This window comes from Lysobacter firmicutimachus, assembly GCF_037027445.1.
Taxonomy (GTDB): Bacteria; Pseudomonadota; Gammaproteobacteria; order Xanthomonadales; family Xanthomonadaceae; genus Lysobacter; species Lysobacter firmicutimachus.
The window spans coordinates 4,275,589-4,299,595 of the sequence record NZ_JBANDL010000002.1; the positions used below are offsets into that span (position 1 = coordinate 4,275,589).

General features: G+C 69.2%; 16 protein-coding genes and 1 riboswitch. Of the genes, 6 read left to right on the plus strand and 10 right to left on the minus strand.

The window, feature by feature from the left end; translation table 11 throughout:
- Positions 1-78: 78 nt before the first annotated feature.
- Both V2J18_RS18490 and V2J18_RS18495 read right to left on the minus strand, forming a co-directional pair.
- Entirely contained in the window at positions 79-570 is a 492-nt protein-coding gene (locus V2J18_RS18490; RefSeq protein WP_336132546.1) for a discoidin domain-containing protein, read from the minus strand.
- Positions 567-1,562 (minus strand): sterol desaturase family protein, encoded by a 996-nt coding sequence (locus tag V2J18_RS18495; RefSeq protein ID WP_336132547.1) that lies wholly within the window; start codon positions 1,560-1,562, stop codon positions 567-569. Before V2J18_RS18495 ends, V2J18_RS18490 begins: the two co-directional genes overlap by 4 nt.
- Positions 1,563-1,923: 361 nt before the next feature.
- Between V2J18_RS18495 and ppa the strand changes: the two genes are divergently transcribed.
- Complete coding sequence (gene ppa / locus V2J18_RS18500; protein WP_064748458.1) at positions 1,924-2,472, plus strand: inorganic diphosphatase; 549 nt, start codon at positions 1,924-1,926, stop codon at positions 2,470-2,472.
- A gap of 89 nt (positions 2,473-2,561) precedes the next feature.
- Here ppa and V2J18_RS18505 read toward each other — a convergent pair whose 3' ends face one another.
- The 7 genes from V2J18_RS18505 to thiC form a co-directional block, all read right to left on the minus strand.
- Complete coding sequence (locus tag V2J18_RS18505; RefSeq protein ID WP_064748457.1) at positions 2,562-2,999, minus strand: VOC family protein; 438 nt, start codon at positions 2,997-2,999, stop codon at positions 2,562-2,564.
- A gap of 336 nt (positions 3,000-3,335) precedes the next feature.
- Complete coding sequence (locus V2J18_RS18510) at positions 3,336-6,266, minus strand: TonB-dependent receptor plug domain-containing protein (protein WP_064748456.1); 2,931 nt, start codon at positions 6,264-6,266, stop codon at positions 3,336-3,338.
- 159 nt (positions 6,267-6,425) lie between these two features.
- A complete protein-coding gene (locus V2J18_RS18515; protein ID WP_141233501.1) occupies positions 6,426-6,746 on the minus strand; it encodes a hypothetical protein in 321 nt (106 codons plus the stop codon).
- Positions 6,747-7,067: 321 nt separating this feature from the next.
- Positions 7,068-7,988 carry a helix-turn-helix domain-containing protein gene (locus V2J18_RS18520; RefSeq protein WP_064748455.1) on the minus strand — a complete coding sequence of 307 codons (921 nt, stop codon included), beginning with the start codon at positions 7,986-7,988 and terminating at the stop codon, positions 7,068-7,070.
- Positions 7,989-8,131: 143 nt separating this feature from the next.
- Complete coding sequence (locus tag V2J18_RS18525; RefSeq protein WP_336132548.1) at positions 8,132-10,468, minus strand: winged helix-turn-helix domain-containing protein; 2,337 nt, start codon at positions 10,466-10,468, stop codon at positions 8,132-8,134.
- Between the two features lie 289 nt (positions 10,469-10,757).
- A complete protein-coding gene (locus V2J18_RS18530) occupies positions 10,758-11,438 on the minus strand; it encodes an ion channel (RefSeq protein ID WP_336132549.1) in 681 nt (226 codons plus the stop codon).
- 202 nt (positions 11,439-11,640) lie between these two features.
- Positions 11,641-13,518 (minus strand): phosphomethylpyrimidine synthase ThiC, encoded by a 1,878-nt coding sequence (gene thiC, locus V2J18_RS18535; protein ID WP_064748452.1) that lies wholly within the window; start codon positions 13,516-13,518, stop codon positions 11,641-11,643.
- A 64-nt stretch (positions 13,519-13,582) separates the two neighbouring features.
- Positions 13,583-13,685, minus strand: a riboswitch (TPP riboswitch).
- 167 nt (positions 13,686-13,852) lie between these two features.
- On the opposite strand from thiC, the gene V2J18_RS18540 reads away from it, so the two are divergent.
- Positions 13,853-14,512 (plus strand): hypothetical protein, encoded by a 660-nt coding sequence (locus tag V2J18_RS18540; protein WP_336132550.1) that lies wholly within the window; start codon positions 13,853-13,855, stop codon positions 14,510-14,512.
- 64 nt (positions 14,513-14,576) lie between these two features.
- On the opposite strand, the gene V2J18_RS18545 is transcribed toward V2J18_RS18540, so the two are convergent.
- On the minus strand, positions 14,577-15,734 hold the full coding sequence (locus V2J18_RS18545) for a M23 family metallopeptidase (protein ID WP_336132551.1): 1,158 nt from the start codon (positions 15,732-15,734) through the stop codon (positions 14,577-14,579).
- 775 nt (positions 15,735-16,509) lie between these two features.
- Between V2J18_RS18545 and thrA the strand changes: the two genes are divergently transcribed.
- The 4 genes from thrA to ilvD all read left to right on the plus strand — a co-directional run bounded on the left by thrA (position 16,510) and on the right by ilvD (position 23,957).
- Complete coding sequence (thrA, locus tag V2J18_RS18550; RefSeq protein ID WP_336132552.1) at positions 16,510-19,086, plus strand: bifunctional aspartate kinase/homoserine dehydrogenase I; 2,577 nt, start codon at positions 16,510-16,512, stop codon at positions 19,084-19,086.
- On the plus strand, positions 19,083-20,060 hold the full coding sequence (locus tag V2J18_RS18555) for a homoserine kinase (protein WP_425606059.1): 978 nt from the start codon (positions 19,083-19,085) through the stop codon (positions 20,058-20,060). Before thrA ends, V2J18_RS18555 begins: the two co-directional genes overlap by 4 nt.
- Positions 20,061-20,250: 190 nt before the next feature.
- A complete protein-coding gene (gene thrC / locus V2J18_RS18560) occupies positions 20,251-21,549 on the plus strand; it encodes a threonine synthase (RefSeq protein WP_336132554.1) in 1,299 nt (432 codons plus the stop codon).
- 674 nt (positions 21,550-22,223) lie between these two features.
- The gene (gene ilvD, locus V2J18_RS18565; RefSeq protein WP_336132555.1) at positions 22,224-23,957 is read left to right on the plus strand and encodes a dihydroxy-acid dehydratase; all 1,734 of its coding nucleotides are present in this window, start codon (positions 22,224-22,226) and stop codon (positions 23,955-23,957) included.
- Positions 23,958-24,007 lie beyond the last annotated feature (50 nt).

Sequence of the window (24,007 nt, forward strand, 5' to 3'; positions counted from 1 at the left end):
CGTCGTCGATGCCGAGGAGAAACGCACGCAACGCGGGAGGCCGCCTTCGCTGCGATGTCGCGATCCGTTGCGCCCTGCTCAGCGCACCTCCAGCTCGTAGATGCGCGTGGCCGGGTCCGCCGGGTCCTGCGCCGGCTGATGGACGTCCAGGCGCACGTAGCGCGCCCAGGTCGGCGCGATGACATGGGTGCGCACCCCTTGCCGGTTGTCGCGCACCTGCACGACCTCGCGCCAGCGCTCGCCGTCGTCGGACAGCGAAAGCGCGTAGGCGCGGGTGTTCATCGCCGCCGGTTCGCCGCCGGCCGCGGCGTGCTTGAGCACGAACTCGCGCACCGGCCGCCGCGATTGCAGGTCCACCTGCAACCGGCCTGGCCGTTGCAAGGTGCAGAACTTGTGTTCGGTCTTGCTGCTGAGCCGGCCGTCGACGGCCTTGCCGGGCTCCTCGCCGGGCTTGCAGACCGGCGATCCGGTGGCCGGCCGGCCCAAGGCCAGGTTAGGCGCCGCCGGTGCGCAGGGTACGGCCGTGAGCGCAGCGCAGGCCACAATCCATGCTGCGGATGCGCGCCTCATGCCGCCTCCTGCCGTTGCGCCAGCCAATCGCGCTTGCTTTCCAATGCCGTCTTGTAGCGGCCGTCGTGACTCCATCCTGGCGGCATCAACAGATAGCGCAGCTTGTTGCCCAGGCCGGGCGCGGCGATCACGTCGCGCGCCAACGCGACGAACTCGCCGAGGTAGGCGTCGAGAAAACTGCCGGGCCACATCGGCCGGGTGATGCCGTACTCGATGCTTATGTCCTCGCGCTGCGGCTGGTAGGTGCCGAATGCGCGATCCCAGATATTGAGCAGGTTGCAGAAGTTGGTATCCATGTACAGCGGATTGCGCGCATGGTGCACGCGATGGTGCGCCGGGGTGAGGACCCAGCGGTGCAGCCGGCCCAGCCGCCCATCGCGCAACGCGTGTTCGCCCAGGTGGATGAACTGCCCCCAGAATCCGTCGATGAACATGATCAGCAACAGCAGCGGCGGGCTGACCCCGGCCAGGATGCAGATCGTGGTGCGCACGATGTCGGCGTACGGCGCCTCCAGGAACAGGTGGGCGTAGTTGACCGACAGGTTCATCGCGGTCGGGGCGTGATGGGTCGAGTGCAGGCACCACAACAGCCGCACCTTGTGCGCGAGGTAGTGGTAGACGAAGTGGGCGAACTCCCACACCACATAGCCGTAGATCAGGCCGTACCAGCTCGGCTCCGCCTGGAACGGCGCGTACGGCTGGAACAGCGCGATGCACGCGGCGACCATGCCGAAACTCAGCAGCGCGCCGATCAGCCGGTTGGCGACCAGGGTCAGGAACGGGACCCGGTAGTCTTCGAGCTTGAACCTGCGCTGGACCAGCGCCCGCGCCAGCTCGTAGACCAGCAGAAACGGGATCACCGGGTACAGCAGCGCCTTGGCGCCTTCGGCGCTGAGCAGGGCGCGGTAGCCGTCGGCGGCCACCAGCTCCAGCAACGCCCCCAGGCCGAAGAAGCCGATCACCTCATGCAGCGCCTGCGCTCCCCAGTCCATTCCGCCCCCCGGATTTAGATCGATCTATATCCGTATAGCCACGACCCCGGCCGAGCTCAAGCGCAGCCCGGGGCCGGCCGTTTCGGAACCTTGGACGGGCGCTTGGCGCTTATTGGCGGCCCGACCGGACCGAGGCCGGCGAGCCCCTCGGACCGGTTCGCCGGGGCGCCGTTCGGCGCCGAAGGCGGCTGCTTCGCGGTAGTTCGACACTTCCGCGCGAAGTGGGCGTCGCGGCGGGCGGCCCTGCCGACTCCGAGCCCCCTGCTGCATCGCAACACCCGGCCGCGTAGAATGCCCCACCCTTTCTTTTCATCGCCGTGCCCGCCGCCCCCGCCGCGGGCCCGCCAGGAGTCGGAGCATCATGGGTCTGGATCACGTTTCCACCGGCAAGAATCCGCCGCACGAAATCAACGTCATCATCGAAATCCCGAAGGACGCCGAGCCGGTGAAGTACGAGGTCGACAAGGCCTCCGGCGCGATCTTCGTCGACCGCATCCTCTCGACCCCGATGCGTTATCCCTGCAACTACGGCTACGTCCCCCACACCGTCTGCGGCGACGGCGACCCGGCGGACGTGCTGGTGATCCTGCCGCTGCCGCTGATCCCCGGCTCGGTGATCCGCTGCCGTCCGGTCGGCGTGCTGAAGATGTCCGACGAAGCCGGCAGCGACGAAAAGCTGCTGGCGGTGCCGGTCGACAAGGTCTTCGCCGGCTACAGCCACATCCACGACATCGACAAGGTCAGCCCGCACTGGCTGGAGCGCATCGGCCACTTCTTCGAGCACTACAAGGACCTGGAGAAGGGCAAGTGGGTCAAGCTCGACGGTTGGGGCAATGCCGAAGAGGCCAAGAAGATCCTGGTCGAGGCGATCGAGCGCTACGCGGCCGAGGAAGACAAGCCGAAGTTCTGAGCGACGCGACGGCGGCCGAAGAACCCGTCGCGCCCGGTCGATTCGATGCAGAAAGGCCGCCTCCGGGCGGCCTTTTTGCTGGTTCGCGCTCAGCGCAGCTCTTCGGCCAGCCCGATCAGCAATCCCTCGGGGCCGCGGATGTAGCAGAGCCGATACGTGTCCTGGTACTGGACCACGTCGCCGACCAATTGCGCGCCGCGCGCGCGGAGCCGTGCGAGCGTCTCGTCGATGTCGTCGACGGCGAACATGACCCGCAGGTAGCCCAGGGCATTGACCGGAGCCGTGCGGTGATCCGCGACGACCGGCGGGGCGAGATAGCGGCAAAGCTCGAGCCGGCCGTGTCCGTCCGGGGTGCGCATCATGGCGATCTCGACCCGCTGATCGACCAGCCCGGTGACCCGTCCGGCCCATTCGCCTTCGATCGTGGCCCGCCCTTCCAGCTCCAGGCCCAGTTCGCGAAAGAAGTCGATCGCCCCCGTCAGGTCCTCGACGACGATCCCCACGTTGTCCATCCGCTTGAGCGCCATGTCCGGTCTCCGGGTTGAGCCTGGGTGCTCTACCGACGCTTGGGGTGTGTCCACACCATAGACGATTCCGGGTGGCGGCGCGACGCGGATGAGCCGGAACGCGTGGACGGGAAAGAGGAGCGCGTTGCGCAGTCCGTCGGTCCGGCATGGCGTGAAAAAGGCCGCTTTCGGAGCGGCCCTTGTAGTTCGTTGCGGATGGGCGGTTCGTCGGACCTCGGTCGCGGCTCACGCCGCTCCTACAAGAGCGGTGCCGCCCGCCCTCGCCGATCCCAAATCCCAAATCCCAAAAAACTACGGCCCCAAAAGGGGCCGTAGTTTTCGACGCTGACGCTCAGATCAGAAGCGCTGGGTGTACTTCATGTACACGAAGCGACCGATGTCGAAGCTGCCGTTGTAGACGAAGCTGCTGTTCGGCTGGCTGTACATGGTCTGACCCTGGTGGTCGAACACGTTGTTGGCGCCCAGGGCCACCGTGGCGTTCCACGGGGTGTTGTAACGGACCTGGACGTCGTGGAACGTGTTGGCGCCCACTTCGCGCACCGGCTGCTGACCGCGGTAAGCCGAAGCGTAGTTCGGGTTGCCGCACTCCGGACCGCCGGCGGTGTCGTACGCGCAGTCTTCCTTCAGACCCGAGTAGTAACGCACGTTCCAGGTCGCACCGAAATCGCCGTACTGCCAATCGGTGTTGAAGTTCGAACGGACGCGGAAGTTGGCCGTGCCGTCGATGGCCCAGCTGGTCTTCTGCTCGACCGGGGTGGTCGATTCGCTGTCGCGCTTGTACTCCAGGTAGTCCACGTAGCTGGTCTTCCAGTTGAACGTGAAGTTACCGAAGCGGGTATCGGTCAGACGGTAGGCGACGCCGAGGTCGTAACCGGCCGTTTCCTGGTAGCCGCCGTTGATCAGGGTACGGGTCACGTCGACCACTTGGCCCAGATCGTCGGCGTCGCCGCTGCGCTCGAAGCGGCTGCACGCCGACTGGATGCCCAGCACGTAGCAGTTGTTGAGCAGCGAGGTCACGGTCTCGGCCGCGATCACGTCTTCGATCTTGATCTTCCACCAGTCCAGGCTGATGTCCAGACCGCCGACGAAGCTCGGGCTGTAGACGAAACCGATGGTGGTCGACTTCGAGGTTTCCGGCTTCAGCAGCGGGTTGGAGCCCGACTCGAAAGCCGAATTCGACTGCGCGTTCGGACCGGTCGCCGGACCGCCCGAAGCGGCCTGGCGGAAGTTCGCCGGCACCACGGCCGCGCAGCGAGCGGCGACCTGCGGGTTACGCACAGCGGCGCCGAACGAGGTGTCGCACGGGTCGGTGTAGTTGTCGAAGGTCTCGTTGGTGCCGCCGTACAGGTCGGCCACGGTCGGGGCGCGGAAGCCCGTCGCGTAGGTGCCGCGGATCAGCAGGTCGTCGATCGGCTTCCACTTCAGGCTGAACTTGCCGTTGGTGGTGTCGCCGAAGGTGTCGTAGTCCGAGTAACGGCCGGCGATGTTGAACGACAGTTCCTTGGCGAAGGCGACGTCGGCCAGCACCGGCACGCTGAGTTCGGCGTAGAACTCGTCGAGCTTGTAGCCGCCTTCGGTCATCGCGCCGGCGAGGTCCGAGCTCAGGCCCGACTGCAGCAGCGCATCGGGTTCGTAACGCGCGGTTTCCTTGCGGTGCTCGTAACCCACGGCCAGGCCGAGGTCGCCGGCCGGCAGCGAAGCCAGCACGCCGCTCAGGTTCAGGCTGTAGACCTGGGTTTCGGTTTCCGAACGGTCGTGGGTCGGCAGGAACAGGTACTTCTGCAGTTCCGGGTTGTTGGTCAGCGAGCCCGGGCCGGTCTGGCCGTAGCCGAGCAGCGGGTTCCACGGCACGCAGCTGGCGATCACCGCGCCCGGGGTGCCGCAGTGGGCCACGCCGGCGGCGTCGATGAACGACGGGCCGACGGCCTTAGCCACGTTCGGCAGGAACAGGTTGCCGGTGCCGGTCTTGCTGCCCTTGTTCTGGTTGTAGATGTAGCCCACGTCCCAGTCCCACGGCTTGCCGGCCAGTTCGAACGAACCTTCCAGGCCCGCGCTGAAGCGGTAGGTGGTCAGCTCGGACTTGGTCTGACGCGGCATTTCCCAGGTACGGCGGATGTAGTCGACGTTCTCGCCCTTGAACGGGTTGAACGCGCTGTCGCCCGACAGCGACAGGTCGCCGTCATAGCGGCGGAAGCCGAACGAACGGAACGGGTAGCCGGCGATCTGCTGGGTGGCTTCGCGGTCCGTGTACAGGACGTCGGCCTTGGCGCGCAGGTTGTCGGTGATGTCGAACTCGGCGTTGGCGAACACCGAGCGACGCTCCAGACCCGTCTGCAGGTACATCTGCTCGTTGGTGTTGGTGGCGTCGGTGAGCGGGTTGTAGGCGCGGAAGTCGGCCTGCGAACCGGTGGTGGTGCGGCCCGGCAGCGCGGTCAGGTCGCCGCTGTCGCGGACCAGGATGCCGTTGCGCGAGATGTTGCTCCAACCGTTGTCGCGGTAGTCGCCGTTGGCGTCGAGGTCCGGAACCGGGTGGCCCTTGCCGTTCGGGTAACGGGTGAAGCTGCGGTCCTTGGCCAGGACCGGGTCTTCCTTGCTGTACTCGGCGCCGAGGGTGATCGAACCGCGCTCGCCGGTCTGGCCGATGACGAAGTTGTAGATCTCCTTGTTGCCGTCGCCCTGGCCGTACTGGCCGAGGTAGGCGCTGGCTTCCAGGCCGTCGAAACGCTTGCGGGTGATGATGTTGATCACGCCGGCGATGGCGTCCGAGCCGTACAGCGCCGAGGCGCCGTCGGTCAGCACTTCGATGCGCTCGACGATCGAGCTCGGGATCGAGGCCAGGTCGGAGTAGCCGGCCGAGCTGATGCCCATGCGCTTGCCGTCGATCAGGACCAGGGTGCGCTCCGGACCGAGGTTGCGCAGGTCGACGTACTGGCCACCGACTTCTTCGCCCGAGGACAGCGCGTCGGCACGCGAGATCGCCGGCGAGCCCGAAGCGGTGATGTTCTGGACGATGTCGGCGACGCTGGTGAAGCCCTGCTTCTGGATGTCGGCGCGCGACATGGTGACCACCGGCTGCGCGGTTTCCAGGTTGGCCTGGCGGATGCGCGAACCGGTGACTTCGATGCGGTCGAGGGTGGTGGTGCTCTTGGAGGCATCGGCTTCCTGAGCGCCGGCAACCGCCGGGACCAGAGCCGACACTAACGCCGCGGCGATGGCGGTCGGCAGCAGGCCGGACCGCGCCTCGAGGCGCAGACTGCGATGGTTCATCTATCTCTCTCCAGTAATCTCGTTATAGGCGTGTTAAAACGCCTCGCAAAAGTACGGCCCGTGCGCCGAGACTGCTTTGCGGCTGACGTTGAGAGAATTTGCTGAGTGAGTCGTCGCGGACGCACGCGAACGCACATGAAAAAAGCAAGCGCAAAGATGTCATCGCATTGCGGTTTCGCGCCTGCATTCGCAATCGCAGCGACGTTCACGTTGCATTGTGTTTGGCGATTGCGCGCTTGGACGCCGCGCTGCGCGAACGTAGAACATCGCCGCAGCACGCATGCGGCAAGCGTGCGCATTCGGTCGGCGCGTCGCTTCGCGCGGCTCGCGGCGCGCCTTCGTATCGCGCCGGGCCGGCACCTGGAACGATTTCGGATGCGCATCGGCCGCATTCGGCAAATGCCGCCGCATCCGCGATCGCCGCGCGCCGCTTTCGTTCATGCTCGGTTTGGCGACGCCGCGATATTCGCGCGCGTGCATATATATGCGCGCCTGCGCGCAGCGGCCCCCATCGCGCAGGCAGGCCCACGCGCACGCGCTGCGCACGCGAACGCGTTTGCGCGCGCAACGGGTCGAGTTCGGGTTCGGAGAGCGCGCTCGGGAAGTGCGATCGGCCGGGCCGAGCGGCCGGCTTGCGCGGCGCCGAAGTTTCGATCGCGCGTATCGCGCGTCGAAACTTCGGCGGGGCTATGGCGTCACGGGGACGGCTTCAGACGGTCTGCGACTTGGGGGAGTCGTGTTGCTGGCGTTGCGGTAAAGCGTGCTGGCGTTGAACGAACGGCTGAAACGTTGCGGCGGCGATCAGGCCGCGAGCTTGCGCACCATCGCCACGACCGGCGCGGGCTGGGGCTTGGCCGCCTCCTGCTTGGCGGTGGCCGCGGCGCTGCGGTAGCGGGTCGCCGAGGTGCCGAAACGGGCGCGGAACGCACGGGCGAAGCTGCAGCAGTTGTCGAAACCGCTGGCGGCCGCGACCTCGCCGATCATCATCGAGGTGTTCTCGAGCAGATCGGCCGCGTGCTCCAGACGCATCCGCGCCGAGGCGGCCTGCGGGCTCTCCTCGTACAGGCTGTGGAAGGTCTTGGAGAAGTACCAGCTGGAGAAGCTGGTCAGCTCGGCCAGTTCGCTGATCCGCACCACCCGGTCGCAGTTGCCTTCCAGGTACAGGCGGGCGCGCTGCAGACGGCCGAACACTTGGCGCTTGCGGCTGCGCGAACGACCCGGGCAACGCTGGATACGCGCGGTCAGCTCGCGCTGGACGCCGGCCAGGTGCAGCAGGATCGGGCGCAGGGCGTTCAGGTCGAAACCGGTGTCGGCCTCGCCGTTGCGGGCATGGGCCTGGCGCCACAGGCGCAAGGCGATGCGGGCGTCGTGCACGCTCATGCGGCCGCGGCCGGAGTACAGGGTGCAGTCGGCCAGGCGGGCCATGGCCTTGATCGCTTCGCCGGTCAGGTTCAGGCCGATGCAGACGCCGTAACGGTCGGCCTGCAGCACCGGCTTGGAGTCGCGCTCGAACGCGATCCAGTCGCCGCGCTTCAAGCGGAACTTACCTTCCTTGGCTTCGACCCAGGAGCTGCCGCGCAGCTGGACCCAGATCGAAAAATGAGCCCCGGCCAGCTGCGCGCTGCCGAGACGCGAGACGCCGACGCAACTGGCCTGGGCGGCGGGATCCTGCGCGTCCAGCTGCAACAGCTGTCCGCGATCCGCCCACAATGCTTGCTCCATTGGTCCACCTCATTTGCGGGGAATGAGGTTTTTATTTGCCTGAGCAAGGACCGCCCTGCCGGAAATTTGACGGAGAGTTAGGCGAATTCGGAACGAGGTCACAACCGAAGCTTTTCCGAAAGCCAAATTTACTGCCAAATCAATCAGTTGAGCCAGCCCGGAACGAAGGTCTTCGGCTCTTCGGGCAGATCCATGTAACCGATATCAGCGCCGTCCCACTTGGCCAGGGCCAGATAGACCGTGTCGCCGCGCGGACTCAGGCTGAAGCCGTTGATCGCCGAACGCCGGCTTTGGTCCAGGCACAGCACCGATGGCGGCGCACTCGGGTCGGCGACCCGGCGCAGCAGCGACAGGCAGGTCGGCTGTTGATCGAGGTAGCGCAGCTCGCCGGTGCCGGCGGCGACATCCCACAGCCGATAGCGATCGGAGACCGGCTCATTGGCATCGATGCGTCGCACGCTGGTCGGAGACAACTGCAGATCGACCTGCCACAGGCCGGCCTCGGTCTGGCGAGTGAACAGCAGCCGCGCCTGGGCCCGGTCGAGCCGGAGCTGGGACACGTCCGGCAAAGTGGCGATCCGACGCCAGGGTGCGCGGCGGCGGTCGAACAATTGCGCCTGCATGCGGCCGTCGTTGCCGCCGACCAAGACCAGCAGCTGGTTCGGGTCCGGCAGCTGCACCACCTGCAGCGGTTCGGCCACCGGCGCCGGCAGACGGGTCACCTTGCCGCTCGTCGGAACGATTTCGTACAAGGCGTTGCGGCCTTCGGCGTCGGTGCCGACCACGGTCAGGTGCTGGCTGTCGTCCGACCACGACGGCGCATAGCGGATGTTGGGCAGCACCCCCTGCAACATGCGCAGCGAGTCGGGCTGGTCCAGGTCGGCCCACCACAGATGGGTGCTGCCGGAGCGGTCGGAGGCGAACACGATCTGACGCCCGTCCGGGGCCACCGTCGGCAGGATGTCGCGCGCCGACGAGGGGAACAGCGGGTCGACCACGTGCACCGCACCCTGGGAGGTGTCGCCCAGCACGACCCGGAACAGGCCGAAGTAAGGTTTGCGCTGGACGAAGGCCGCCGCCGGCCGCGCCGCCGCCACCGCCGGTGCCTGGGCCGACTCGATGCCGAGGTCGCGGGCCTGGCCGCCGTCGAGATCGAGGCGGAACATGCGTGTATCGCCGTCGATCATGCGCCCGAACAGCAGGCCGCGGCTGTCCGGCAGCCAGTCCCAGCCGCGCACGTCGGCGCCGAGCTTGCTCAGCCGCTCGGGGGTGCCGCCCTCGGCCGGCAGGCGCCAGAAGTCGCCCTGCGGGTTGTTGCGCACGAACACCAGCCAGCGCCCGTCCGGCGAGAAGCGCGGCCACAGGTCCAGATTGCCGACGCCCGGGTCGTAGGGCACCGCGCGCCACTCGCCGCTGGCCAAGTCGAGCACGCGCATGCCGACCGTGCCCTGCGACGTCCACATGCTGCCGAAGATCAGGCCGCGCCCGTCGGGGGTCCAATCGAAGGTCGGCGGGCTGCGCGAGTCGCAGTCGCCGAGCTCGCGCTCGGCGCCGCCGTTGGCGGCGATCATCAGGATCCGGCACGACACGCCCGGCTCGACCCGCAGGAAGGCGATCGAGCGCCCGTCCGGCGACCACGCCGGGGCACTGTCCTCGGCCAGGCCGCTGGGCTGGGTCAGCTGTCGCGGCGGGGTCTGGTCGGTGGTCTGGACCAGGATCGCCGTGCCGCGCTGGCCTTCCGGAATGGCCACATAAGCGACCATCGCCGCGTCGGGCGATAACGTCGGCGCCAGTTCGAAGCCCGGCATCGAGGTGATCAGGCGATAGGCGCGCGCGGTATTGGCCGCGACCCGTGCCGGGTCGGCGGTCGGCAGCGCCGCTTGCAGGTTCGGCTGGCGCGCCAGCGACCACCAGACCAGGCCGGCCACCAGGCCGATCACCGCCGCGATCACCCCGAGTATCGAGCGCCAGTTGCCGCGCGGCCGGGCACTGCCCGGCAACGGCGGGATGGGCTCCAGCCGCTCGGCCGCGGAGCGGGCGGCGTAGCCGGAGGCCGTCGCAGTCGCAGTCGCCGCCGCAGCGTCGACAGCGGCCGGCGGCGCAGCGGCCGCGCTGTCGCCGGCGGGCGCGGGCGCGCCTTCGGGCTGCAGCCATTCCACTCGCGCCAGCAGGCGGTAGCCGTTCTTGGCGATGGTCTCGATGTAGCGCGGATTGCCGCGGTCTTCGTCGAAGGCCTTGCGCAGCTGGGTGATGGCCTGGGTCACCACGTCGTCGGTCGGCAGGGTGTCCGGCCAGACCTCGGCCAGCAGCGCGTCGCGGCTGACCACCCGATCGGCGTGCTCGACCAGCACCAGCAGCACGCCCATGGATTTGGGCGTGATCCGGCGCGGACGACGCGCCCCCGGTGCGCGGATCTCGCGCAAGGGGATGTCGACCAGGCAATCGCCGACCCGCAGGTGCTCTGCGGGCAAAGGCGGCATCGATGGCTCGTGAACTCGGGGCATGAATCCTGCTGATGGTGCGCACTCGCCCACCGCCAGTCATGTGCCTGAACGCATGGGCGGCCGAACGACAAACCGACAGATCCGGCATGGCGCGGTGGCGCGATCGGAAAAGCGCACCACAAGCACACTATTCTAGCGCTCCGGAAGCCGGCGCGGATCGGTTTGGCTGGGCGAAAACGCCTGGCTAGCATGAAGGCGCCGAAACGTATCGTTCCAAAAGGCGCCCGGAAGTGTGTGTTTTTCTGTAAGAAAACCCGCCAACGGCTTAACGCGGGTCGTGGCGCAGGATGGTCAGGCCGATCAGGCGCGACACCACCGCGGCGATGTAACCGACCCCGGCGAACTGCTCGAACATGGTCAGTACGCGCGCCGCCGGGCTCATCGGCAGGATATCGCCCAGGCCCACCGCCGACAGATTGGTGAAGCTCAGGAACAGCAGCTCGATCCAGGTCCGCGGCTCGCCCGGGCGCTCGGCGCCGACGAAGCTGCCCGGGTACCAAGCCTGGCAGACCAGAAAAGCATAGGCGAAGCCCCAGGCCAGCAGGGTGAAGGTCGCCCCGGCGGCGAACAGTTCGTCGGCGGTGACCCGGTGGTCGCTCATCATGTAGGCGATCAACGCGCCGGCGGCGTAGAAGTACAGCGCCGCCTCCAGCGCCGAAGACATCACCAGCAGGACCGGACTGGCGTAGAGCACCGACAGCACCGACAGCGCGAACGCCGGTATCGCGATGATCCAGGCGATCCACTTGATCGCCGGGCTGCGGTTGACCACCCACACCGCCAGCGCCAGCACCAGCACCCCGAACGCGCCGAACACCACGCGCCCGCCGCCGGCCGGCTCGAACAGCGGATAGGCCAGCATGCTCAGCAGTTGCGCCGCGAGCAGGAAGGCGGACGGATGCCGGCGCGCGAGGGCGCGCCATTTGAGCGAAGCGTAGCTGGCCATGGAGCGGGGAGCCGGGAGGTCGCGGGCTGGAGTCGGCGGATAGTAGGGGCCAAAGCCGGGGCCGCGGCAAGCCTGCCCCGCGTCGCCGGCGTCTGTGCGCCATCCGGGGCCGCCGGCCGCGTCCTCAGGCGCGGCGATGCATCGCGCCGCAGCCGGGGCGGAAGGCATCCAGCACGTCCGATGCCTCCGTCCCGGCGCGCCCTCAGGCGCGGTGATACACCTCGGCGCCCTGGGCGCGGAACTCGGCCGACTTCTCGGCCATGCCCTCGTCCAGCGCGGCCTGCTCGTCGACGCCGTGTTCCTTGGCGTAGTCGCGCACGTCCTGGGTGATCTTCATCGAGCAGAAATGCGGGCCGCACATCGAGCAGAAGTGGGCGACCTTGTGCGCGTCCTTGGGCAGGGTCTCGTCGTGATACTCGCGCGCCCGCTCCGGGTCCAGGCCGAGGTTGAACTGGTCTTCCCAGCGGAACTCGAAGCGCGCCTTGCTCATCGCGTTGTCGCGCGCCTGCGCGCCCGGATGGCCCTTGGCCAGGTCGGCGGCGTGGGCGGCGATCTTGTAGGCCATCAGGCCTTCGCGCACGTCGTGCTTGTTGGGCAGGCCCAAGTGCTCCTTCGGCGTCACGTAGCACAGCATCGCGGTGCCGTACCAGCCGATCATCGCCGCGCCGATCGCGCTGGTGATGTGGTCGTAGCCCGGGGCGATGTCGGTGGTCAGCGGGCCGAGGGTGTAGAACGGCGCTTCGCCGCAGACCTCCAGCTGCTTGTCCATGTTTTCCTTGATCAGCTGCATCGGCACGTGGCCGGGGCCTTCGATCATGGTCTGCACGTCGTGCTTCCAGGCGATCTGGGTCAGCTCGCCGAGGGTTTCCAGCTCGCCGAACTGGGCCGCGTCGTTGGCGTCGGCGATCGAGCCCGGGCGCAGGCCGTCGCCGAGCGAGAAGGCCACGTCGTAGGCCTTCATGATTTCGCAGATTTCCTCGAAATGGGTGTAGAGGAAATTCTCCTTGTGATGCGCCAGGCACCACTTGGCCAGGATCGAGCCGCCGCGCGAGACGATGCCGGTGACGCGCTTGGCGGTCAGCGGCACGTAGCGCAGCAGCACGCCGGCGTGGATGGTGAAGTAGTCCACGCCCTGCTCGGCCTGTTCGATCAGGGTGTCGCGGAAGATCTCCCAGTTGAGCTCTTCGGCGCGGCCGTCGACCTTCTCCAGCGCCTGGTAGATCGGCACCGTGCCGATCGGCACCGGCGAGTTGCGGATGATCCACTCGCGGGTTTCGTGGATGTGCTTGCCGGTGGACAGGTCCATGACCGTGTCCGCGCCCCAGCGGATCGACCACACCAGCTTCTCGACTTCCTCGGCGATGCCGGAGGACACCGCCGAATTGCCGATGTTGGCGTTGACCTTGGTCAGGAAGTTGCGGCCGATGATCATCGGCTCGCTTTCCGGGTGGTTGATGTTGTTGGGGATGATGGCGCGGCCGCGCGCGACTTCGTCGCGGACGAATTCGGGGGTGATGATCTTCTGGATGTCGGCGCCGAAGCTGTGGCCCGGATGCTGATTCAGCAGGTGCGCCTCGCGGATCGCCTCCAGGCGCTGGTTCTCGCGGATCGCGATGTATTCCATTTCCGGGGTGACGATGCCGCGGCGCGCGTAGTGCATCTGGGTCACATTGGCGCCGGCGATCGCGCGCCGCGGCAGCGGCCGGTTGCCGAAGCGCACGTGGGCCAGCTTGGGGTCGTGTTCGCGCTTGCGGCCGAACTCCGACGACAGGCCGGCCAGCGCCTCGGTGTCGCCGCGCTCGGCGATCCAGGCCGCGCGCAGCGGCGCCAGGCCGCGCGCGAGGTCGATGGCGGCGGCCGGATCGGTATAGGCGCCCGAGGTGTCGTACACCGCCAGCGGCGCGTTGTCTTCGCCGCCGAAGATGGTCGGCGTGCGCGCCAGCGCGATTTCGCGCATCGGCACCTGCAAGTCCGCGCGCGAGCCTTGCACGTGGATCTTGCGCGAACCGGGGATCGGGCGAGTGACGTCGGCCGAGAGCTGCTCGGCTTGCTGGATCAGTTCGGAGGGCACCGCATTCATGGCTGTCGTCCTGAGATTCGCTCTTTCGAGCCGGGACGAAGCGGGCGCGCGCGGCCGCGCCCGCGGCGCGTCCGGCGAAGCTTCCCTACGGCGGTCTCAACCGCATCAGGTTCGAAGGGACTGTCTCAACCGTCGATCCGAAGACCGCGGTACCCCCGCTTCAGTGCGCATTAGACATGGAAACCGCGGCCGGCGCCAATGCGCGCCGGCGCCGGTCCCGTTCAGGCCCCGCCCGCCAGACCGGTCCCACAGGCCTCATCGGCCGGGCCGTCCGCCGCCGGAGCGCCCGGCCGCCGCGATTGCCGGCCAACGCCGCCGCGGCTAGCGTGCACGCATGCGCCCACATTCCCTGATTCGTTCCGCCCGCACGCGCCGCGACGCGCTTGCCTCCGTCCTGGCCCTCAGCTTCGGCCTGGGCATCGCCGCCTGCGCCGCACCGACGCCGCGCCCGCCCGCTTCCGGCGCCGGAACGACGGCGATCGCCGTCGCCGATCCGCTGGCGCCGCTGCGCGCCTTGTGCGGCCAGGCCTATGCCGGCCGGGTCGTAGCCGACACGCCGGCCAGCGCCGACGATCCCTTCGCCGGCAAGTCCCTGGTCATGCACGTGCGCGATTGCCGCAGCGGCGAGATCCGCATTCCCTTCCAGGTCGGCGAAGACCGCTCGCGCACCTGGGTGATCGACGTGCTCGCAGACGGCCGCCTGCGGCTGAAGCACGATCACCGCCACCGCGACGGCAGCGCCGATGCGTTGACCCGGTACGGCGGCGAACAGCGCGCCGGCACGCCGGCCGGCCGCTACGAGTTCCCGGTCGATGCCGAAAGCCAGGCGCTGTTCCGCCGGCTCGGGCGCGAGGTCTCTCTGGGCAACGTGTGGGCGCTCGAAGTCGCGCCGCAACGCTTCGTCTACGAACTCGCCCGGCCCGGACGTCTGTTCCGGGTCGAATTCGATCTGAGCGCACCGGTCGCGGCCCCGCCGCCGCCGTGGGGCGGCTGAGCGCGCGGCGGCACGGCGACGCCGCCCGGCCGGCCGAGCGCCGGCCGGGCGCGCCGCGTCGCGCTTACGGGTTGGTGAACCAGCCCGAGCAGTAGCGCGTGCCGTTCTTGGTCAGATAGAAGCGGCTGCAATTGGTGTCGTAGCTGCTGCCGGTCGCGGTGATCTGGAAGCCGGACAGGTAGACGCCGTTGAGGTGGTAATGGCTGCCGTTGCTCTTCAGCGACCAGTGCTCGTGCGGACCGGTCGACGCCCCGCCGTTGCACAGCGCCTGCGCGCGGGTGTTGGCCGGATTGGCGATGCGGGTGTTGGCGGCGACATTGGCGCCGGTGCCGTACTGGATGTTCATCAGGTGGTAGTAGGTGGTCGACCAACCGCCGCTGTGCACGACCTCGGCGAAACACGAGGAATGGCGCTTGAATGAACCCGACGCCGACGAGGACACCCACACGTTGCTCTGGTTGCTGCCCCAGCCGCCGCCGAGCGACATGTCCAGCGACGACATCGGGTAATTGCCCGAGCCGGTGTTGGTGTGCGCGCCGCCGACGTGCCAGCGCTGGCCGCGCGGATACGGGAACTGCAGGAAACCGTTCGGCGGGCCGGCGAGCGCGGCGACGTCGCCCTGCGCGGCGAAGCGCGGCGACGGCGCCTTGGCCTTGCGCGGTTCGTTGAACAGGCGGCCGTAGACCAGTTGGAACTGGCCGTCGCCGAGCAGCGCGGCATTGGCTTCGTTCTCGCCCGACTGCGCGTACAGCGCCTGCAGCGGATTGGCCCGCGCCAGCGGCACCGGTCCCTTCGCCGCGAGATCGGCGTCTTCGCGTTCGTACAACGCCTGACGCAGCGCCAGCGCGACCTCGCGGGTCTGGCCGTTGAAGTCGCCGGCCTGGGCCAGCTTGCCGAACGGACGCCGCAGCGCATCGCGGCTGGCCTGCTTGCGGCTGACCGCGCCGCTCTGCTGTTCCATCAACGCGATCAACACCTTCGGGCTGATCGCGCTGTAGCCGGCCCAATGCGAAATCGTTTCGGCATACGGCCGCAGGTGCGGCGCGTGCTTGTCCAGGTAGCGCTCGATGTCGAAATCGAACATCTCGTCGTAGGAATACACCAGGTCGCGGCTGTTCAAGCCGCCCGCATCGGCGCGTTCGCCCGCGGCCGCAGCGCCGCCGAACGCCGCCAGCACGCCGCCGGCCAGCACCGCACAACCCACTTTGGAAATTCGCTTCATGTCGCCCTCTTCGCTGATGGATGTAGGCGACTGCGCGCGTACCTCAGCGCACGGACAACGCTCGCTTCCGCCGCCCTGAAGAACGCGAGCGGCCCGACTCTGCCCGCTGTCGTGCGCCGATGCCGCGCGATTGACGCGTCGCGTCTAGTCGCGAATGCGATGGCTTCGACGCTTTGGTTATTCCAATCGGCGCGATGCGCCGCAGCCCGGGAATACGCGAAACAGCCGAGGTATGGAGTGAGACGCAAGACCTTGCAAAAGCACACCTGTTCGCTCGCCGCGGGCGACGCAACGCCTGCGTCGCCCGCGTTTGCTGCAACGCATGACGAATCCGCGTGAACCGCGATCCCGGCCGCCGCGCATTTGCGGACGCGGGGCGGCCACCTCGAAGCGGGGCGACCGGCGTCGCCGCACGCGCGTTGCGCACCGCCTGCGGCTGATCGCGCGGGCGAGCGCCGCCCCTCGCCCCGGCCCGGCGGGCGGACGACCGTCCGCCGGAAACCCGCGCGCGCCCTCTTGACGCGCCGCACAACGCCGGGTTATTGCTAGCCCCATGCACCCCGCCATCGCCCTCGTCCGCCACGCCTCGACCCGGTCCGCCGGCTCGTCGTCGTGCGCGTCGATGTCGATTACCACCACCGGTACCGGTACCACCTCGCCAGGGGTGCGGACGGGCGTGTCCAGGTAAACCACCACGCCGCTCCGCACCCGACCAGGGTGCGGGCTGGCAGCCTGAACCCGGAACCGGACGCGGAGCTCCACCAGGAGCCTCCCCATGTCGTCCGCCCTCTCCCAAGCCGCACTCGAATCCCCCGCGCTCGATCGCGACGCCGATGCGTCCGCGCCGGACGCCTCCGATCCCGACGCCTGTCTATCCGGGCCCATCGCCCGTCCGGCGCCGCTGCCGCAGCGCCATGCGCATAAATTCGGCGGCAGCAGCCTGGCCGATGCGGACCGCTATCGGGTTGCGGTCGGCCTGCTCGACGACGGCGCGCCGCAGCGGCTGGCGGTGGTCTCGGCCATGCAGGGCGTCACCGACGCGCTGGTCGCCCTGACCGCCGCCGCACGCGCGGGCCAGGACTGGGCGCCGGCCTGGTCGGCGCTGCGCAAGCGCCATGTCGAAACCGCCGATTCGCTGGACCCGCACCGCCGCCACGGCACGCGCGAGGCGATCGAGGCCGAGTGCGAAGGCCTGCGCCAAGCGCTGGAACGGCTGGCCGCGCAGGACGACGCCGCACTCGCCGCAGCCCTGCCCGGTCTCGGCGAAGTGCTGTCCTCGTACCTGATCCTGGCCGCCCTTGGCGGCGCGGCGGCGGGGTGGAGCCGGCTGGACGCGCGCGAAGTGCTGGTGGTGCACCCGGGCGAGATGGGCGTGGGCGTGGACTGGGCCGCGAGCCGCGAACGCCTGGCCGATTGGCGCCGCCGTCACGACGACCGCCACGTGGTGATCACCGGCTTCGTCGCCCGCGACGCGCAGGGGCAGGACACCACGCTAGGCCGCAACGGCAGCGACTTCTCCGCGGCGATCTTCGCCAACCTGTTCGACGCCGACGCGCTGACCATCTGGACCGACGTCGACGGCGTGCTCTCGGCCGACCCGCGGCTGGTGCCGGATGCGGTCTGCCTGCCGTCGATGTCCTATGCCGAAGCCTGCGAACTGGCCTACTTCGGCGCCAAGGTATTGCACCCGCAGACGCTGGCGCCGGTGCAGCAGCGCGGCATCCCGCTGCGCATCCGCAACACCCGCAATCCGCAGGCGCCCGGCACCTTGATCAGCCTGCACAGCCAACCCGACGCGGTGCCGGTCAAAGGCCTGAGCCTGGTCCACAACCTGGCCGTGCTGGAACTGGTCGGCAACGGCATGGTCGGCGTGCCCGGCACCGCCGAACGGCTGTTCGGCGCGCTGCGCGGCGCCGGCGTGTCGGTGACGATGATTTCGCAGGGCTCGTCCGAGCATTCGATCTGTTGCGCGGTGCGCGCCGATCAGGCCGAACGCGGCCGCGCGGCGATCCTGGCCGCGTTCGCCGACGCGATGGCCGACGGTCAGGCGCAGGACGTCACGGTCACCCCCGACGTGTGCGTGCTGGCCGCGGTCGGCGACGGCATGGTCGGCCTGCCCGGCGTCGCCGCGCAGTTGTTCGACGCCCTGGCCAAGGCGCGGGTGAACCTGCGTGCGATCGCTCAGGGCGCCGGCGAGCGCAATATCTCGGTGGCGATCGCCGCGCGCGACGCGACCCGCGCCCTGCGCGCAGCGCATTCGGCGTTCTGGCTGTCGCCGCACTGCATCTCGATCGGTTTGATCGGCCCCGGCAAGGTCGGCCGCGCCCTGCTCGCCCAGCTCGCCGCCGCGCAGCCGCGCTTCCAGCGCAACTCGCGCCTGGACCTGCGCTTGCGCGCGCTCGCCGACAGCCGGCGCATGCATCTGGCGCCGCGCGCGCTGGCGTTCGAGGACGGCGCCGCGGCCTTGTCCGAAGAGCACGAAGCGCTGGACTTGGAGCGGTTCGCCGAGCACGTGCGCGCCGAGCACATTCCGCATGCGCTGATCGTCGACTGCAGCGGCAGCGACGCGGTCGCCGCGCATTACCCGCAGTGGATCGCCGCCGGCATCCACGTGGTGACGCCGAGCAAACACGCCGGCGCCGGCCCGCTGGAGCGCTATCAGGCGATCCGCGAAGCCTCGCGCAACGGCGGCCAGTTCCGCTACGAGGCCACGGTCGGCGCCGGCCTGCCGGTGATCCAGACCCTGCGTTCGCTGCTCGACACCGGCGACGAACTGACCGAAGTCGAGGGCATTCTGTCCGGCACCCTGGCCTGGCTGTTCAACCGTTACGACGGCCGCACCGCGTTCTCCGAACTGGTGCGCGAGGCGCACGCACTGGGCTATACCGAACCCGATCCGCGCGACGATCTGTCCGGCACCGACGTCGCGCGCAAGCTGGTGATCCTCGCCCGCGAAGCCGGCCGCGCCTTGTCGCTGGAGCAGATCGAGGTCGAAAGCCTGGTGCCCGAGGCGCTGCGCGAGGTATCGAAAGAGGAGTTCTTCGAACGCCTGCACGAACTCGACGCGCCGCTGCAGCAGCGCTTCGACACCGCCCGCGCCGCCGGGCTGAGCCTGCGCTATCTGGCCCGGCTCGGCCGCGACGGCCGCGCCAGCGTCGGCGTGGTCTCGCCGCCGCCGGGGCATGCGGCTTTGCACGGCGCGCTGACCGACAACCTGATTCAGTTCCGCACCCTGCGTTACGCGGATAATCCGCTGGTGGTACAAGGGCCGGGCGCCGGCCCGGACGTTACCGCCGCCGGCGTGTTCGGCGACCTGCTGACGATCGCGCAAGCTTTGGGAGCCCGTGCATGAGCGCTGCTATGTCTTCACCCGCCGCCGAACCGTCCGCGTCCGCGGCGCGGCAGGCGCGGGCCTTCGCCCCGGCCAGCGTCGGCAACATCGGCGTCGGCTTCGACGTGCTCGGCCATTCCATCGCCGGCCCGCGCGACGTGGCGACGGTGCGGCGCATCGACGAGCCGACGGTGCGGATTCGCGCGATCCGCGGCGAGGTGCCGGGCGCGGATGCATTGCCGCTGGAGGCGGCGCGCAACACCGCCGGACAGGCGCTGATCTGCCTGCGCGAAAAGCTCGGCCTGGACTACGGCTTCGAACTCGAACTCGACAAGGGCATTCCGCTCGGCTCCGGCCTCGGCGGCTCGGCCGCGTCCTGCGTCGCTGCGCTGGTCGCCGCCAATGCCTTGCTCGACCGGCCGCTGTCGCGCGAAGCGCTTTACGAATTCGCCCTCGACGGCGAGTCGGTGTCCAGCGGCAGCCGCCACGGCGACAACGTCGCGCCGATGCTGCTCGGCGGCGTGGTGATGGCGACTTCGACCAAGATGATTGCGCTGAGCGTGCCCTCGTTCCTGCATGCGGTGGTGGTGCATCCCGATCAGGTGCTGGAAACCCGGCGCGCGCGCGCGGTATTGGCCGAGCCTTATCCGTTGGCGCAGGTGGTCAGGCAGAGCGCGCATCTGGCGCTGTTCCTCACCGGCCTGCAACGCGGCGACGTCGAGTTGTTGCGCGAAGGCCTGGTCGACCTGTTGGTGGAGCCGCGCCGCGCGCCGCTGATTCCCGGTTTCGCGCAAGTCAAGGCGGCCGCGCTGGCCCAGGACGCGCTCGGCGCCAGCATTTCCGGCGCCGGCCCGAGCTGTTTCGCCTGGTTCGCGTCGGAAGCGCAGGCGCAGGCCGCAGCGGCCGCGATGCGCGCGGCGTTCGCCGCCGCCGGTTTCGATTCGCGCGCCTATGTCGGGCCGGTGGCGGGGCCGCGGGCGGAGGTGATCGGGTAGGCGCTGCGGGGAAGCAACAGCCCGTCCCCTGTCCCCTGTCCGACGGGGGTAACGGCAAAGGCAACGGCAGCGGCGACGACAAGAGCCACGGCCTCCATCCATTCGACATGCTTGTCGCCCCCCTTTGGAAAAAGGGGGCAAGGGGAGTCGCTCTCCCGGCAAGCATCAACGCCCCATCACCGGACCTCGCATGAACTTTCTCAGCACCCGCGGCCGCACCGCCCCGACCCCGATCGACGCCGCCCTCGCCGCCGGTCTCGCGCCCGACGGCGGGCTCTACGTTCCCGAACGCATTCCCGCACTGGACCAGCCACTCGCCGCCGAGCGCCTGCCCGACACCGCGCATGCGCTGCTCGCGCCCTACTTCGAACAGTCGTCGCTGCGCGAACGGCTCGGCGAGATCTGCGCGCATGCGTTCTCGTTCGATGCGCCGCTGCGCCCGCTGGCCGGCGCCGACGACTGGCTGCTGGAGCTGTTCCACGGCCCCACCGCGGCGTTCAAGGACTACGCCGCGCGCTTCCTCGCCGGCGCCCTGGCCGGCCTGCGCCGGGACGGCGACGCGCCGACCACGATCCTGGTCGCGACCTCGGGCGATACCGGCGCCGCGGTCGCCGCCGCTTTCCACCGCCGGGCCGGCTTCGAAGTGGTGATCCTGTATCCCGACGGGCGGGTCTCGCCGCGCCAGGCCCACGGCCTGGGTTGCTGGGGCGACAATGTGCGCGCGCTGCGCGTGGACGGCGATTTCGACGCCTGCCAACGCCTGGCCAAGCAGGCCCTGGCCGACGAAGTGCTGCGCACGCGGTTGCCGCTGAGTTCGGCCAACAGCATCAGCCTGGGCCGGCTGCTGCCGCAAGCCGCCTACTACGCCCACGCCGCCGGCCGGCATTACGCGCAGCGCGGCGAGCCGCTCAACTTCATCGTCCCCACCGGCAATCTCGGCAACGCCTGCGCCGCCTTCGTCGCCCGCCGCATGGGCCTGCCGATAGGCGAAATCGCCCTGGCCACCAACGCCAACGACACCTTGCCGCGCTACTTCGCCGGTGCCGACTACGCTGCCCAACCGACCCGCGCCACCCTGGCCAACGCCATGGACGTCGGCGCGCCGAGCAACTTCGAGCGCCTGCGCCACTGGCACCGCGACGACGCCGAACTGCGCGCGGCGGTGCGCGCGGTCGGGGTCGACGACGACACCATCCGCGCCACGATCGCCGCGGCGCCGCAACGCCATGGTGTGGTCCCCTGTCCGCACACCGCGACCGGCCTGCGCTTGCTCGAGACCCTGCGCGCGCAGGGCGACGAACGGCCGTGGGCGGTGGTCGCGACCGCGCATCCGGCCAAGTTCGACGGCATCGTCGAGCCGCTGGCCGGGCATGCGGTCGAACCGCCGCCGGCATTGGCCGCATCGCTGGCGCGGCCTGCCTCGGCCGAGCCGCTGGCGGCGGATTACGCCGCATTGCGCGATCGCCTGCTCGCCACCGCCTGGGCCTGAGCGGCCCAGCGGAGGAGCGGGTTGGGCCACCGGCTTAACCCGCCCGATCCCTTTAGCGGTGCTCCATCGTCGCTTTCGCGATCGCTGGGCCGCCCCGGCACACACGCGGCAAGCGGCTGAACGCACTGAACGTAAGCAATGCTGCGATGTTGCAACGCGAGCGGCGAGTTGCCGGCCTTTTTTCTCCTGGAAGCACACTAGTTTCGGATCTACTCAGCGCGAACGTGCCAGGAATGAAGGGGGCCAAGCCTTAGCGGCCCCCTTTCGTTCCCAGGTTCCCTGTGACTGCTCGCACGCCCCGCGATGGTTTTCCAAGAAACTATTGACAAGCCGCGAACGGGCATGTTCTTCTCGTTCGCATGACGCAGCGCAGCACTCACTCGCAGACGACTTCGCTCCGGGCCGCCCAGGCCTCGAACGGCGCCGCGCGCGTTGCGCTCAAGGTCGCGCCCGCGATCGCCACGATTATTCTCGTCCTCGTACTTATTACCTCGCTTACCAGCGCGGGAGTCGGGTTCGTGTAGCAAAACCACACAACCCAAGGTCGAAAGAACCTCGAACCCCGCGCCCCAAAGGCGCGGGGTTTTTCGTTTTACGGCCCTGGGTTCCTGCAAACGCCGCACGCGGATCGTGCGGACACGCGCCACGGACGCGCAACACAGGAACCGTTGTACGTGAGAAGCAACGCCATCAAGCAAGGCCCGGCCCGAGCCCCCGCGCGCGCGATGCTGCGCGCCACCGGCCTGGACGACGCGGCCATCGCCAGACCGCTGGTCGCCGTGGTCCACACCTGGTCCGACGTGTCGCCGTGCAACATCACCCTGCGCGATCTGGCCCAGCACGTGCGCCGCGGCGTGCACGACGGCGGCGGCACGCCGATCGAGTTCAACACCATCGCCGTCACCGACGGCATCGCCATGGGCAGCGACGGCATGCGCGCTTCGCTGGCCTCGCGCGAGACCATCGCCGATTCGATCGAACTGGCCGTGTCCGGCCACTGCCTGGACGCGATGGTGCTGCTGGTCGGCTGCGACAAGACCATCCCGGCCGCGGCGATGGCCGCCGCGCGCCTGGATATCCCGACCGTGATCCTCTACGGCGGCACGATCATGCCGGGGCATTGCCCGTCCAAGCGCGGCACCGGCGAGGACAAGCCGCTGACCGTGCAGGACGTGTTCGAAGCGGTCGGCGCGCACTCGGCCGGGCGCATCGACGACGCCGAACTGCACCGCATCGAAGCCCATGCCTGTCCCGGCGCCGGCGCCTGCGGCGGCCAGTTCACCGCCAACACCATGGCCATGGTGCTGACCTTCCTCGGCCTGTCGCCGCTGGGCCTGAACGACATTCCGGCGATCCACGCCGACAAGCCCGAAGCCGCACGCGCCTGCGGCGAGATGGTGATGCAACGCCTGCGCGACGGCGGGCCGGGACCGCGCGAACTGCTCTCTCCCCAGGCGCTGCGCAACGCCGCGCGCGCGGTCTCGGCCACCGCCGGCTCGACCAATGCCGCCCTGCACCTGCTGGCGATCGCCCACGAAGCCGGCGTCACTTTCGACCTGGAAGAGTTCGAAGCCGCCGCGCACACGCCGGTGATCGCCGACCTGAAACCGGGCGGCCGCTACACCGCCGCGGAAATGTTCGAATTCGGCGGTGCGGCACTGGTGGCGCGCGAACTCAAGGCGGCCGGTCTGATCGAGGACATTCCCACGGTCACCGGCCGTTCCTTTTTCCAGGAGCTGGCGCAGGCGCGGATGAGCGACGCGCAGGACGTGGTGCGTCCGGTCGCCGACCCGATCAAGCCGCGCGGCGGCTACTCGATCATCTACGGCAACCTGGCGCCGGACGGCTGCATTCTGAAACTGGCCGGCCACGGCCGCGAGCATTTCGCCGGTCCGGCGCGGGTGTTCGATTCCGAAGAAGCCGCGTTCGCCGCGGTCCAGGCGCGGCAGATCCATGCTGGCGACGTGGTCGTGATCCGCTTCGAAGGCCCGACCGGCGGTCCGGGCATGCGCGAGATGCTGGCGGTCACCGCGGCCCTGGTCGGCCAAGGGCTGAGCAACGACGTCGCCCTGATCACCGACGGCCGCTTCAGCGGCGCGACCCACGGCTTCATGGTCGGCCACATCTCGCCGGAGGCCGCGCACGGCGGCCCGATCGCGCGGCTGCGCGAAGGCGACGTGGTCAGCATCGACGTCAAGACCCGCACCCTCAACGTCGCCGCCGACCTGGCCGCGCGCGAACCGGCGCGGATGGCGCCGCGCGTGACCACCGGCGCGCTGGCCAAGTACGCGCGGCTGGTCGGCTCGGCCTCGCGCGGCGCGGTCACCGCGCCGGGCCCGTTGCAATCGCCGGCGACGAAAAAGATCGACGCGGCGTTGATCGACAGCGCCGTCCCCGAACCCGCCTGACGCAACTCGTTCCTCTCCCCTCGCTCCTCTCCACTCACTTCTCCCGAGAC

Excerpts from the sequence above, each read along its gene's own strand:
- V2J18_RS18490 (WP_336132546.1), bottom strand. The coding sequence starts at position 570 with ATGAGGCGCGCATCCGCAGCATGGATTGTGGCCTGCGCTGCGCTCACG.
- V2J18_RS18495 (WP_336132547.1), bottom strand. The coding sequence starts at position 1,562 with ATGGACTGGGGAGCGCAGGCGCTGCATGAGGTGATCGGCTTCTTCGGC.
- ppa (WP_064748458.1), top strand. The coding sequence starts at position 1,924 with ATGGGTCTGGATCACGTTTCCACCGGCAAGAATCCGCCGCACGAAATC.
- V2J18_RS18505 (WP_064748457.1), bottom strand. The coding sequence starts at position 2,999 with ATGGCGCTCAAGCGGATGGACAACGTGGGGATCGTCGTCGAGGACCTG.
- V2J18_RS18510 (WP_064748456.1), bottom strand. The coding sequence starts at position 6,266 with ATGAACCATCGCAGTCTGCGCCTCGAGGCGCGGTCCGGCCTGCTGCCG.
- V2J18_RS18515 (WP_141233501.1), bottom strand. The coding sequence starts at position 6,746 with ATGCACGCGCGCGAATATCGCGGCGTCGCCAAACCGAGCATGAACGAA.
- V2J18_RS18520 (WP_064748455.1), bottom strand. The coding sequence starts at position 7,988 with ATGGAGCAAGCATTGTGGGCGGATCGCGGACAGCTGTTGCAGCTGGAC.
- V2J18_RS18525 (WP_336132548.1), bottom strand. The coding sequence starts at position 10,468 with ATGCCGCCTTTGCCCGCAGAGCACCTGCGGGTCGGCGATTGCCTGGTC.
- V2J18_RS18530 (WP_336132549.1), bottom strand. The coding sequence starts at position 11,438 with ATGGCCAGCTACGCTTCGCTCAAATGGCGCGCCCTCGCGCGCCGGCAT.
- thiC (WP_064748452.1), bottom strand. The coding sequence starts at position 13,518 with ATGAATGCGGTGCCCTCCGAACTGATCCAGCAAGCCGAGCAGCTCTCG.
- V2J18_RS18540 (WP_336132550.1), top strand. The coding sequence starts at position 13,853 with ATGCGCCCACATTCCCTGATTCGTTCCGCCCGCACGCGCCGCGACGCG.
- V2J18_RS18545 (WP_336132551.1), bottom strand. The coding sequence starts at position 15,734 with ATGAAGCGAATTTCCAAAGTGGGTTGTGCGGTGCTGGCCGGCGGCGTG.
- thrA (WP_336132552.1), top strand. The coding sequence starts at position 16,510 with ATGTCGTCCGCCCTCTCCCAAGCCGCACTCGAATCCCCCGCGCTCGAT.
- V2J18_RS18555 (WP_425606059.1), top strand. The coding sequence starts at position 19,083 with ATGAGCGCTGCTATGTCTTCACCCGCCGCCGAACCGTCCGCGTCCGCG.
- thrC (WP_336132554.1), top strand. The coding sequence starts at position 20,251 with ATGAACTTTCTCAGCACCCGCGGCCGCACCGCCCCGACCCCGATCGAC.